Annotated in this window: 13 protein-coding genes and 1 tRNA gene; 8 read left to right on the top strand and 6 right to left on the bottom strand. The window is 47.8% G+C overall.

Annotated elements, in window-relative coordinates:
- Positions 1 to 318: 318 nt before the first annotated feature.
- Positions 319 to 471, bottom strand: a complete 153-nt coding sequence (locus MP213Fo_RS13640) for a DUF1127 domain-containing protein (protein WP_421089510.1) — start codon at positions 469 to 471, stop codon at positions 319 to 321.
- Between the two features lie 553 nt (positions 472 to 1,024).
- On the opposite strand from MP213Fo_RS13640, the gene MP213Fo_RS13645 reads away from it, so the two are divergent.
- From MP213Fo_RS13645 to tig, 4 genes are all read left to right on the top strand, one after another.
- A complete protein-coding gene (locus tag MP213Fo_RS13645) occupies positions 1,025 to 2,188 on the top strand; it encodes a DUF2157 domain-containing protein (RefSeq protein WP_421089511.1) in 1,164 nt (387 codons plus the stop codon).
- Positions 2,185 to 2,763: a GDYXXLXY domain-containing protein gene (locus tag MP213Fo_RS13650; RefSeq protein WP_421089512.1), complete on the top strand. Its 579-nt coding sequence runs from the start codon at positions 2,185 to 2,187 to the stop codon at positions 2,761 to 2,763. Before MP213Fo_RS13645 ends, MP213Fo_RS13650 begins: the two co-directional genes overlap by 4 nt.
- A 529-nt stretch (positions 2,764 to 3,292) precedes the next feature.
- Positions 3,293 to 3,375: transfer RNA gene (locus MP213Fo_RS13655), tRNA-Leu, on the top strand.
- A 169-nt stretch (positions 3,376 to 3,544) separates the two neighbouring features.
- Positions 3,545 to 4,963 carry a trigger factor gene (gene tig, locus MP213Fo_RS13660; RefSeq protein WP_421091154.1) on the top strand — a complete coding sequence of 473 codons (1,419 nt, stop codon included), beginning with the start codon at positions 3,545 to 3,547 and terminating at the stop codon, positions 4,961 to 4,963.
- A gap of 79 nt (positions 4,964 to 5,042) precedes the next feature.
- On the opposite strand, the gene MP213Fo_RS13665 is transcribed toward tig, so the two are convergent.
- The gene (locus tag MP213Fo_RS13665) at positions 5,043 to 5,570 is read right to left on the bottom strand and encodes a GNAT family N-acetyltransferase (RefSeq protein WP_421089513.1); all 528 of its coding nucleotides are present in this window, start codon (positions 5,568 to 5,570) and stop codon (positions 5,043 to 5,045) included.
- Between the two features lie 139 nt (positions 5,571 to 5,709).
- Between MP213Fo_RS13665 and gatB the strand changes: the two genes are divergently transcribed.
- The 4 genes from gatB to MP213Fo_RS13685 all read left to right on the top strand — a co-directional run bounded on the left by gatB (position 5,710) and on the right by MP213Fo_RS13685 (position 8,958).
- Positions 5,710 to 7,209, top strand: a complete 1,500-nt coding sequence (gatB, locus tag MP213Fo_RS13670; protein WP_421089514.1) for an Asp-tRNA(Asn)/Glu-tRNA(Gln) amidotransferase subunit GatB — start codon at positions 5,710 to 5,712, stop codon at positions 7,207 to 7,209.
- Positions 7,209 to 7,712 (top strand): GNAT family N-acetyltransferase, encoded by a 504-nt coding sequence (locus MP213Fo_RS13675; protein WP_421089515.1) that lies wholly within the window; start codon positions 7,209 to 7,211, stop codon positions 7,710 to 7,712. The genes gatB and MP213Fo_RS13675 overlap by 1 nt, the downstream gene beginning before the upstream one ends.
- Positions 7,713 to 7,874: 162 nt before the next feature.
- Positions 7,875 to 8,270: an NADH:ubiquinone oxidoreductase subunit NDUFA12 gene (locus tag MP213Fo_RS13680; protein ID WP_421089516.1), complete on the top strand. Its 396-nt coding sequence runs from the start codon at positions 7,875 to 7,877 to the stop codon at positions 8,268 to 8,270.
- A 301-nt stretch (positions 8,271 to 8,571) separates the two neighbouring features.
- A complete protein-coding gene (locus MP213Fo_RS13685; RefSeq protein WP_421091155.1) occupies positions 8,572 to 8,958 on the top strand; it encodes a DUF2155 domain-containing protein in 387 nt (128 codons plus the stop codon).
- 49 nt (positions 8,959 to 9,007) lie between these two features.
- Here MP213Fo_RS13685 and aat read toward each other — a convergent pair whose 3' ends face one another.
- The 4 genes from aat to aroQ form a co-directional block, all read right to left on the bottom strand.
- A complete protein-coding gene (gene aat / locus MP213Fo_RS13690) occupies positions 9,008 to 9,622 on the bottom strand; it encodes a leucyl/phenylalanyl-tRNA--protein transferase (RefSeq protein ID WP_421089517.1) in 615 nt (204 codons plus the stop codon).
- 5 nt (positions 9,623 to 9,627) lie between these two features.
- The gene (gene accC / locus MP213Fo_RS13695; RefSeq protein WP_421089518.1) at positions 9,628 to 10,983 is read right to left on the bottom strand and encodes an acetyl-CoA carboxylase biotin carboxylase subunit; all 1,356 of its coding nucleotides are present in this window, start codon (positions 10,981 to 10,983) and stop codon (positions 9,628 to 9,630) included.
- A 107-nt stretch (positions 10,984 to 11,090) separates the two neighbouring features.
- Positions 11,091 to 11,555, bottom strand: coding sequence for an acetyl-CoA carboxylase biotin carboxyl carrier protein (gene accB, locus MP213Fo_RS13700; RefSeq protein WP_421089519.1), 465 nt, complete (start codon positions 11,553 to 11,555; stop codon positions 11,091 to 11,093).
- Between the two features lie 223 nt (positions 11,556 to 11,778).
- Positions 11,779 to 12,228: a type II 3-dehydroquinate dehydratase gene (aroQ, locus tag MP213Fo_RS13705; RefSeq protein ID WP_421089520.1), complete on the bottom strand. Its 450-nt coding sequence runs from the start codon at positions 12,226 to 12,228 to the stop codon at positions 11,779 to 11,781.
- Positions 12,229 to 12,322: the final 94 nt, after the last annotated feature.

The raw sequence follows: 12,322 nt of genomic DNA on the forward strand, positions 1-12,322 counted from the left end.
AAAAAAATAGCTCCAACGCAGGAGGGATGGCGTTGGAGCTATTTGGGTAGTGGACTGATATGGGGGCTATCAGTCAGCGCAGAAATTTGCGGACAAAATTCCGCTCAGCGCTATGTCTGCCAAATAACGGGAGGGAGAATGGCAGACAATTGAACATGGCCGGTATGGGAGGAGGAATACCGGCCATGAAAAGTGTATATTATAATATCGCTGCGCCTGTTTCTCATAAGAGTAATAAACGGCGCAGTGACTGGTCGTGATAGTCTATAATTATCGTTTAGAACTGAAGTTTAAAACTGATAATTATGACATTACTGATTACATACCAGCTGTGTTTGACTTGCGGGCAATGTAAGGGATGTCGGAACGGGAAATGCCAAGATCGCCGAGTTCACGGTTGGACAAACGGTTAAGTTCTGCAACGGTGTCACGGTAACGGCGCCAGTTGCTGAAAGAGCGGATAATGTTCATTTTCTAAACCCTCGATTGAAGTAAATTGATCTGTTGGTCTGTATATAACCCGAGGGGATGAAAATGAGGAGAGACAAGATTGCATAGCTCCTCTGCGAGCCTTGCAGACCTCATTTAAACGATTTAAATCGTAGTTTTGACGCTTTTATGACAAGATTGCATGCGGTTGTAATTTTCATTCAAGCGGGCTGACGTAAGCGTAATTTTAATGCGGGACGGCGAAATTATTGTCATAAATATATCGCGCTTGGGCTGTGTGTTTTTTTTATGAATTCAAGAGCTATGCAGGTTTATTTTATGCATTCAGACATTGTCCGCCTTTGGCGGGTGTCATATGTGAGAAATCTTATAAATCAGGAAAAATAATTTGGTGATTCAGAGCTGACAGGCATGAAATAATGGCCTTATGTATGATGTTGTCGAAGCTTTATTAAAATACTATCAGTAAAATATAGGTTTTTATAAAGGTATAAAGATATTATAGCTCCGTTTCATGACATGTCTGTTTAGAACTATGGTTTCAACTTATATCGCTACAATATAGGAATTGCATTTGTCCCTTTTTGTTTCCCTTACCAGACAGATCGATCAATGGCAGTCGCGAGGAGTGCTTGATGCGCCAACGGCAGACCGTTTGCGCGAAGATGTGCGTACCAATAGTAAGGGGTTTGGCATTGGCGGTGTACTCGCTGTGCTCGGTGCTTTGCTGCTTGGAGCCGCGGTGATTTTGTTCATTGCTGCCAATTGGGCGGAGATGCCGCGCATATGGCGGGTGGTATTGATCCTGAGTGTGATGTGGGGCGGATATCTTGGTGGCGCATGGTTGCAGCAGCGGAGCAAGAGAGTAGCCGGCGATATGCTGGCCGAGGTCTTTGCGCCGGCACTCTATCTCCTTGCCGCACTGACCTATGGTGCCGGTATCGCTCTGATCGGACAAATGTATCATATGTCCGGCGACCTGACGACGGCAGCTTTGGCATGGGGTGTAGGGGTGTTAATCGCGGCTTTGTTGCTGCGGGCGCCGATCCTGTGTGCGACTGCATTGGGTATTGGTGGTTTCTACCTGTATTCGGTTCTCAATGAACTCAGTGGTCAGGTCAATCTCGTGCAATCCTATCGCTGGATTCTGCCGCTTTATATTGCAGCCTGTGTGGGGGCGATGCTTTATACGCATGCACATAAGGCGATGCATCTGGTGGCGATGCTGGTTTTGGCCTATTTGCTGACCTTGTATTTCGACGTTACAAACTCAGCTGTGCCGGTGCTTATGATTGTTATTGGAGCCGTGCTGGTCGTTTTGCAGGGGCGTTTGCCTGAGTTTGAGCGCTATAGCTACGGGTTTGGCCCGCAGCTTGCCGGTTATGGTCTGGCTGCGTTGCTGCTTGGCTTGTTGATTCTGCAGATTGAGCAGGCTGGTTTACTGGATGAAGATGGGGCGGGCTATTCAATCGCAGCTATCGCAGCCTGTGTTTTTGCACTTATTCTCGCCGGTGAGAAAAGCGGTCAGCTGCGCTGGTTCGCTTATGCAGGTTTTTCGGCGCATGTGCTTTATTTGGCTATGGTCACAGTGGGGACCATCATTGATACATCCGGTGTGTTCCTGATTGGCGGCTTGCTGATTATGGGGCTGGCATATTTTGTAACCCGTATGGAAAAATATTTACGTCATGCTCCCGTTGCTACGTCAACAGATGAGACAGAGGGGCAAAAGCCATGATCGCAATCAAAAAACACTGGCTTTATATTGCAGCGATCATTGCAGCCTTATTGCAAACAGGCGTGATGCTGGCAGGCGTACAGCAGCGCATGAGTATTTTGCGTAATGGTTCAGAAGTGGTTCTGCGCACAGTGCCGATTGATCCACGAGATCTGATGCGCGGTGAATATGTTATATTAAATTATGATATTTCCCGCTTGCCGGTAGCTTTGGTTCAAGGGGAGCCGCCGCATAAAAGCGGGCTGAATTACATCTATGTTGTGATGGCCAGGCAAAAAAACGATATGTGGGAGCCGCAAAGAGCGCAATTTGAACCGGCAAATGATTTGAAAGATGACGAAATCATGCTGCGCGGCGAGATGGAAGCGCCGATGCAGCGTTATAATGGCTCAACCATGCCTGTAACTTATGGCATTGAGCGTTATTATGTACCGGAGGGCGAGGGGCGCGTGCTGGAGACTGCGCAAATAGCGAGCAAGGTTGATATTGTTCTCTCTGTGAACAGTAAAGGTGTTGCTGCCATCCGCGCCATTAAGGTTGACGGGCAGACTATGTATAAAGAGCCGCTGTTTTAGCCGTATTATCTGTTTTACTGCGGATGAAGCAGGGCGAGAGCATTTCACTATCAAGTTGAATCAACTTGATAGGTTTGACAAAGCGAAAACTCTAAAACCCGGAGCGAGCGCTGCGATCCAACCTGAAAGTTTCCCGCTCTAGAGCATTTCACTGTTAAATTGAATCAATTTGATAGCTATGACAATGCGATAAAAACTAGAATCTAGAGCGAGCGCTGCGATCCAACCTGATCGTTTCCCGCTCTAGGAGGATTGGTTGGTCTGCGTTACGCTTGACAGATTGCTGATTCATGGGGCGTTTAACTGATAATGCAGTCAAGTTGCACCAAGTTGATGATGATGCGCTCTCAAGGCTTGTAATTTGTTACAGACTCAGAGATAGCCGGTTTTGACAGTTTGATAGGGAAAAAATGACAAGATGCTGTGCTAAGAAGTGTCTTTAGATACGATAAGTCAGTTTTTTCCCTTTGAAGCCTGAAAATTGGATGCTATAGAGACGCGCGCTTTAAGGAGTGTTGCTGCTTCAGATGCGGATATGGCGAAATTGGTAGACGCACCAGATTTAGGTTCTGGCGGGAGACCGTGGGGGTTCGAGTCCCTCTATCCGCACCATTTATAGATATAGAGCATAGCCGGTTTCCGGCAGGCTTTATATGAGTTCCGGAATTACATTGCCTTTGCGCTTTTGTGCGCGGCATGTGATGACATAAAAAACAATACACTTTCGCTAATACGGCGGCTGCCGGTCATGCGGAACGAAGATAAAAGTGAAGGTTTGGACATGCAGGTTACCGAAACGCTCAATGAAGGGCTGAAGCGCGAGATCAAAGTCGTGGTTCCGGCACAGGATCTTGAAGCAAAGCTCGCTGAGCGCCTCGAAACCGCTCGCGGTCGTGCGAAAATCGACGGTTTCCGTCCGGGCAAAGTGCCGGTCGCGCATCTGCGCAAGACCTATGGCAAGTCCTTCATGGCTGAAATCGTCAATGAAATTCTCAATGATTCAACCCGCTCGATTCTTGCTGATCGCAACGAAAAAGCTGCAACCCAGCCAGAAGTTGAAATGAGCGAAGACGAAGCAGAAGCCGAATTGGTTTTGAACGGCAAAGCTGATTTCGTATTCTCAATGTCATACGAAGTTCTGCCAAAGATCGAAATCAAAGATGTTTCCGGTCTTAAAGTGATCCGTGAAGTTGTTGATATCTCCGACGAAGAAGTCGAAGAACAGGTTAAGAAGATCGCTTCTTCTGCCCGTAGCTTTGAAGCTAAAAAAGGCAAAGCTGAAAACGGCGACCGTATCACCATGGATTACCTTGGTAAGCTTGGCGATGAAGCCTTTGAAGGCGGCGCTGATAATGATGCGCAGCTGGTTCTGGGTTCAGGCCAGTTTATTCCGGGCTTTGAAGAACAGCTTATCGGTGCAAAAGCCGGTGATGAAAAACAGATCAAAGTTACATTCCCTGAAAATTACGGTGCCGCACACCTGGCCGGTAAAGAAGCAACCTTCGACGTAAAAGTTAAAGAAGTTGCTGCTGCCGCTGAGCAGGAACTGAATGATGAGGTTGCCAAAAAGCTCGGCATCGAAAGCATTGAGCGTTTGCGCGCCGTTGTTCGTGAACAGATCGAAAGCCAGTATGGCCAGATCACACGTCAGAAGGTAAAGCGTCAGATTCTTGATGGTCTGGATGCAGAATACCAGTTCGAAACACCAGAGCGTCTGGTAAATGCCGAATTCAACAATATTTGGCAGCAGATCAACTTCGATCTGAACGAAGCTGGCAAGACTTTTGAAGACGAAGACACCACGGAAGAAGCAGCACGCGAAGAATATCGCAAGCTTGCTGAACGCCGCGTTCGCCTTGGTCTGGTGCTTTCCGAAATCGGCGATAAAGCCGGTGTGGAAGTAACAGAAGAAGAATTGCAGCGCGCTGTTTACGATCAGGTTCGTCGTTACCCTGGCCAGGAACAGCAGGTTTACGAATTCCTGCGTAAAACACCTGATGCTGTTGCCAATCTGCGCGCACCGATCTTTGAAGAAAAGGTTGTTGATCACCTGCTCGGCACCATTGCTGTAACCGATAAAAAGGTAAGCAAAGAAGAGCTGACAGCTGATGAAGAAGGCGCTTCAGAAGAAGCTAAGCCAGCTAAAAAAGCTGCTCCAAAGAAAAAAGCCGCTAAAAAGGCTGATGATGCAGCTGAGTAATCAGCCTGTCTAATTCATAAAAAAGCCGCGCTTTATGCGCGGCTTTTTTGTTGCTTCGAGCAGAAATGGTTTAAATTTTTTAATCGCTAAGTAATGCCCAGCGTTCATGGTCACACCACGCACCGTTAACTCTCAAATAACGTGGGGAATAGCCTTCTTTTTGAAAGCCTGACCGTTTAACCAGTGCAATTGACGACAGGTTTGCTGGCTGGATATTGGCTTCGATACGATGCAAACCAATCGTGTTAAATCCGTAAACCGTTACAAGGTTGATGGCCTCAAACATCAGGCCGCGGCCGGTAAAACCGGCTATGCCATAATAACCGAGATAGGCGCTTTGAAACGCCTTCATAACAATCTGGCTAAAGTTGAAGACGCCGGCAATTTGGTTGTTCGTGCTCTCTCTGACAATCAGTGTCAAGTTTGAATCATTGTTTTGCGTATCATACCACATGGCAAAATCTTCAATATTAACGGGGGGATTGACCCAGCCTTTATGCAGCGCACGGCTTGCGCAATTGGCAGCAATCAGCTCGGTCGCATCGTTTGCTCTTACGGGTGCAATATGCACAGAGTTTTGTTGTTGTTGCGGGGTAAGTTTTAGCATGACTATTTCTGAGGCTGATAACATAAGAAAATGCAGGTTTTTGGGCAAAGTGTGGCGTTTGACATAGCGTGTGTCTTGCTTCAAGAGTAAGATTATTCTAGCCACATAGTATAGCCGAAAAAGCAGAGATTTTAGAGTCATGTCCCTTATCGATACACGCACACCAGACCCGAAACGCCTGATCTCCGGTGCCACCGGTGACTGGGAAGTGGTGATCGGGCTGGAAGTCCATGCGCAGGTCACTTCCAAATCCAAATTATTCTCCGGTGCATCCACTGAGTTCGGCTCCGAGCCGAATGCCAATGTGTCACTCGTCGATGCGGCTATGCCGGGTATGCTGCCGGTCATTAATCAGGAATGTGTGGCGCAGGCTGTACGTACCGGTCTTGGTCTTAAAGCGCAGATTAATCTGAAATCTGTCTTTGACCGTAAAAATTACTTCTATCCGGATCTGCCGCAGGGTTACCAGATTTCGCAGTTCAAACAGCCAATCGTGGGCGAGGGCATTGTTATTGTCTCAGTTGGTCCTGATTCTAAAGGTCAGTTTGAAGATATTGAAGTTGGCGTAGAGCGACTTCACCTTGAGCAGGATGCCGGTAAATCGATCCATGACCAGCATCCGAGCATGTCATTTGTCGATCTCAACCGCTCCGGCATGGCGTTGATGGAGATCGTTTCCAAGCCGGATATGCGCTCTTCTGATGAGGCACGCGCTTATCTGACCAAATTGCGCACAATCCTGCGCTATCTGGGTACCTGTGACGGTAATATGGATGAAGGCTCTATGCGCGCCGACGTCAACGTTTCTGTTCGCCGTCCCGGAGCTGAATTTGGTACGCGTTGTGAAATCAAGAACGTTAACTCGATCCGTTTTGTTGGTCAGGCGATTGAATATGAAGCGCGCCGTCAGATTGGTGTGCTGGAAGATGGCGGCGTGATCGAGCAGCAGACACGCTTGTTTGATCCGGCTAAGGGTGAGACCCGTTCAATGCGCTCGAAAGAAGAAGCACATGATTACCGCTACTTCCCAGACCCTGACCTGCTGCCGTTGGAATTTACACAGGCCTATGTTGACGATCTGCAAAAGCATCTCCCGGAATTACCGGATGATAAGAAGAACCGTCTGATCGATAGCCTTGGCCTGTCTGTATATGATGCTTCAATTTTGGTGACCGAAAAGGCAATTGCTGATTATTTCGAATCAGTCGCCAAAGGCCGTGATGGCAAGACTGCTGCAAACTGGGTTATCAATGATCTGCTCGGCGCTTTGAACAAGGCTGGTAAAGATATTGATCATGCGCCGGTTTCACCGGATCAGCTCGGTGGTATTCTTGATCTGATCAAAGAAGGCACAATTTCCGGCAAGATTGCCAAGGAATTGTTTGAGATTGTCTGGAATGAAGGTGGCGACCCGAAACAGATCGTTGAAGCCCGCGGTATGAAGCAGGTTACAGATACCGGTGCGATTGAAAAAGCGGTTGATGAAATTATTGCTGCCAATCCTGAAAAAGCTGCGCAAGCCGTTGAAAAGCCAACACTTGCCGGCTGGTTTGTTGGGCAGGTGATGAAAGCAACTGGCGGCAAAGCCAATCCGCAAGCGGTAAATGATCTGGTTAAAGCCAAGCTGGGCATTGAATAATGTGGCTGCGTTCTGCCAATAAAGCTGACCTGAAAGCCGTGAGTGACTTGCTGGTTAAAACTTGGCACGCTACATTTGATGATGTGCTGGGCGGTGAAATCGTGCGTAAAGTTACAGGCGAATTTCATTCTATGGCGGCGCTGACCCGCAATCTGACTAAGCCTTATTCTGAATTTGTGGTGGCTGATGACGGCGAGGGCAATCTCGTCGGCATGGCTTTTGCAAGTCAGTCCAAGGCCGGTGTCGCGGAGCTCCATCAGCTTTATGTCGATCCTGAGCATCAGGTGCAGGGCGTTGGTACTATGTTGCTGGCCGAGATTGAAATGGCTTTTCCTGATGTTGAAAAGCTCAGCCTGGGTGTCGTGGCAAAAAATCAAAAAGCTTTGGATTTTTACCAGCGTAAAGGCTTTATTAAAACTGGAGAGACAACAGATTGGGGTATGCTTAACCTAGATGTGGTTGTGATTACGATGGAAAAGCCACTCACAGGTTGGTCGATGTAAGTTTAAACCGGCTGTTCAGCTTACTTAAAGTTGATGACTCTGTAAGCTGTAGCGGCATCTTGACCCTTGCTATGAACCTTAGATAAGGTCATAAGCGGGTGGAATAATCTGCATGATCTTGCGTTTTTGTGACGTCAGGATAGTTCAGGATCTGGAAGTGTTATGAAAAAATTTATCACTCAAGTTTTTACCTGGTGGAATAGCCAAACCATTGGTACGCGCCTGCACACATGGCGCAAAGGTAAGCGCATTGGTGAAGACGAGTTTGGCAATGTGTATTATACCGGTGGTAAGGATTCTGAAGGCCGTACGCGCCGTTGGGTGATCTATAACGGTTATAGTGAAGCTAGCGCTATTCCTGCAGGCTGGCACGGCTGGATGCATCACCGTACTGATACGCCGCCGACCGAAGAAAATTATGTGCCGCGCGAGTGGCAAAAACAGCATCAGCAAAACCTTACCGGTACGCCGGCAGCCTACCGTCCGCAAGGGGCGGTTTCGGCTTCAGGCCAGCGTCCGCAGGTAAGTGGTGATTATGATGCATGGACACCGAATTAAGATATATTTCTGACAAATATTAAAGGCGGCAAACTTACAATTGAGTTGTGCCGCCTTTGATTTTATGGCTGATATTACATCAAGCTTATTGATGATAAGCCGCGTTATAATGATGTTACTGTGGGGATAAGTTGGCTTGTTGCTCACTTTTCTCACAAATGCCGTAATGAACAGTCTATTTTAAACTGTTATTTTTTGGCATGCAGAACCGCGTGTATCCGTTGATGCAACCAACACCCAAACCAAAGGCATTATGCGTATGAATGTTTCTTCCGGATGGCACTTTGGAGCGACATTTTTGATGGTTGCCGGACTTTGTGTTACAGGATTGGCGCTTGCCCCTGAAGCGCGCGCTGAGCGTATTGCTAACAAGGTTGCCGAGTTTTCTGGCCTTGATAAAATTACAGGGCGCATTACCAGCTTTGACGTTTATATTAATGAGACTGTACAATTTGGTGCATTACAGGTAACGCCTAAAGTGTGCTATTCGCGCTCTGATAATGAAGCGCCCCGCACAGACAGTTTTGTGCAGGTTGACGAAATTACACTCGACCGCAAAATCCGCCGTATTTTTTCAGGTTGGATGTTTGCTGACAGTCCGGGTTTAAATGCTGTTGATCATCCGGTTTATGATATCTGGCTAAAGACCTGCAAACAGACTTCAGACGTTCCTGCGCCAAAGCAATAGGCGCACCTGTCTGGATTTTCACAGTGAACTGATCTGATTATAAAATAATCTAAAACTGTGCCGGAAGCATAATTGCTGAAAGCAGCATAGTTTCGTACTGCTCTGCGGGCACTTCAATTGCACCAAAGCTTTTTAAATGTTCAGTTGTAAACTGGGTATCTAGTAATTTAAAACCGTGCACGCGCAGATGGTTTACCAGATGTACAAGGCAAACCTTGGATGCATCGGTAACATGGCTGAACATGCTTTCTCCGAAGAAGGCTGCACCCAAAGAGACCCCGTATAAGCCCCCAACCAGCCTGTCTTGCTGCCATGCTTCAACGGAGTGGCAATAGCCAGTGTAATGTAGCTTGATATAAGCATCGCGAATGGTTGGGTTGATCCATGTATCGGCATCAGGATCAAGACGGTTTGCACAGCCTTCAATCACTTGTTCAAAAGCCGTGTTGATACGCACCTCAAAAGTGGCCCGGTTTATGGTTTTTTGCAGGCTGCGGGAAATATGGAACTGATCAAGGGGGATAATACCGCGCTGTTCAGGCCTTACCCAGAATATTTCCGGATCATCAGCACTTTCAGACATTGGGAAAGCGCCGGAGGCATAAGCCCGGAGCACAAGCTCCGGACTTAGTATTTGTGATGTTGCGGTGTTATTTTCCGCCACTGATATTACTCTCCGGCTGCAGTCTTCTTTTCCAGATATTTTTCAAGCCAATGGATGTCATAATCGCCATTGGCGATATCCGGATTAGCAATCAGATCCTGAAAAAGCGGCAGCGTTGTATCAACACCATCAACGACAAACTCGTCGAGTGCACGGCGCAGACGCATCAGACATTCCACGCGGTTGCGCCCGTGCACAATCAGTTTTCCGATCATGCTATCGTAATATGGCGGAATTTTATAACCGCTATATACGCCGGAATCGACGCGAATGCCGAGGCCGCCTGGTGTGTGGTAATGGTTGATTGTACCTGGTGACGGTACGAAGGTACGCGCATTCTCGGCATTGATACGGCATTCAATCGCATGACCGGAAAAGCGGACATCTTCCTGACGCACAGACAGACCAAGACCTGCTGCAATGCGAATTTGCTCATGCACCAGATCAATGCCGGTAATGGCCTCAGTAATCGTGTGTTCTACCTGAAGGCGGGTGTTCATTTCAATGAAATAGAATTCGCCATTCTCATAGAGAAACTCGATTGTTCCGGCGCCGCGATAGCCAAGATTTGCAACCGCATTGGCGCAGATCATGCCGATTTTATCACGGGCTTCCGAATTGAGAGCAGGGGAGTTTGCTTCTTCCCAGACCTTCTGATGGCGACGCTGCAAGGAACAATCACGTTCACCAAGGTGAACCGCATTGCCCATACCATCGCCAAGGATCTGCACTTCAATGTGACGCGGCTTTTCGAGGTATTTCTCGATATATACTGCATCATCACCAAAAGCTGCACCGGCTTCTGAGCGCGCCGAATTCCATGCTACTGAAATATCTTCAGCTGATTTGGCAACCTTCATACCGCGTCCGCCACCACCGGCAGATGCTTTGATGATAACCGGATAACCGATTTCAGCTGCAATACGTGCAGCATCTTTTTCATCGGTCACAGCGCCATCAGAACCCGGAACAACCGGAATACCTAAGCGTTTTGCGGTTTTTTTGGCTTCGATCTTATCGCCCATAATACGGATATGTGCTGCGGTCGGTCCAATGAAAGTAATGTCATGGGCTTCAAGTATTTCAGCGAATTTGGCATTTTCAGAGAGAAAGCCATAACCCGGATGAATAGCATCAGCACCGGTAATTTCACATGCAGCCACAATCTGATGAATGTTCAGATAGCTGTCGCGTGATGGCGGCGGGCCGATACATACGCTTTCGTCTGCCAGTCGCACATGCATGGCATCCGCGTCAGCAGTCGAGTGAACGGCAACAGTCTTAATGCCAAGTTCCTTACAGGCGCGCAGCACCCGCAGGGCAATTTCGCCGCGATTGGCTATGAGGATTTTCTGAAACATCGTTGCTCCTGCCTCGGGCATAGTTTGCTCGTGCAAAACATGCCGTAAATCTGAATTGTCAACGGAGGCTGCATCTAAATTGCTGCAGCCACAGATCTGTGAAGATCTTATTCGATGACGATAAGCGGCTCACCGAATTCAACCGGCTGGCTGTCACCAACGAGAATAGCAGTTACCTTACCGGCGCGTGGCGCTGCGATCTGGTTCATGGTCTTCATCGCTTCAATGATCAGCACTGTCTGGCCTTCTTTAACGGACTGGCCAACTTCAACAAACTGCTTGGCACCTGGTGCCGGGCAAAGATAGGCGGTGCCTACCATTGGTGAAGGGACTGCATTTTTCGACTTTTCAGCAGCTGCCGGTACATCTGCGACAACCGATGCGGCTGCGGCTGGTGCTGCCTGAGCCGGAGCATAATATTGCTGAGGGGCTGTCTGCATTGTTATGTTGCGCGAAACACGAATGCGCAGATCATCCTGCTCGACTTCAATTTCTGTGAGATCGGTATCTTTGAGGATATTCGCGAGATCGCGAATCATCACCTGATCGATACCGGAGCTTTTGCTAGTCATGGGTCTGGCCCCTTTACCGCTAATATGTTGTTGTTTGTTTTTAGAGCGTATTCCGATCGGATACAATCAGATCGGAATACGCTCTAATCATTGAATAATTGCACGGCCTGAAAACCACTTTTCAATTTCGGGACGCGCTTTGAAGCATATGCCTGATAATCAGGGCTTTATATGCTGGTATCTAATTTTATACTGCGTGGCATAATCTACTCTGAAAATCCGGTCAACTTTCAGTCTTTTGTTGATATGCCGCTAATGCCCGTAATCCCATCAAATAACCTTCAGCACCGAAGCCGCAAAGCACAGCTTTCGCGACTGGTGATACAAAAGACTTGTGACGAAATTCTTCACGAGCATGAATATTGGAGAGGTGAACCTCAACAACAGTTACCTGCGCTGCTTTGATGGCATCAAGCAGTGCAATAGAGGTATGGGTATAGGCTGCAGGATTGATTAGTACCTGCGCCTGTTTTTCGCCTGCTTCCTGAATCCACGATACCAGATCACCTTCGTGATTGGATTGGCGGAAATCAATCTCAACGCCAAGGCGTTCAGCCTCTTTGGCACAGTTTTGCGCAATATCATCAAGCGTGGTCGATCCGTATATGGCGGGCTCTCTTTTGCCGAGCATATTCAGGTTCGGTCCATTTAGAATGAAAATCATTTGAGCCATAGAATGCGCTGTCGCTTTACATTTTAATTAAGACCATAGGCCGGTTAGTTAAGACCAAGGGCTGGGTTAGTGCAAGCCAAGATACGAGGGCTGT

Source organism: Pseudochrobactrum mosebachae (assembly GCF_048914685.1).
Taxonomy (GTDB): Bacteria; Pseudomonadota; Alphaproteobacteria; order Rhizobiales; family Rhizobiaceae; genus Pseudochrobactrum.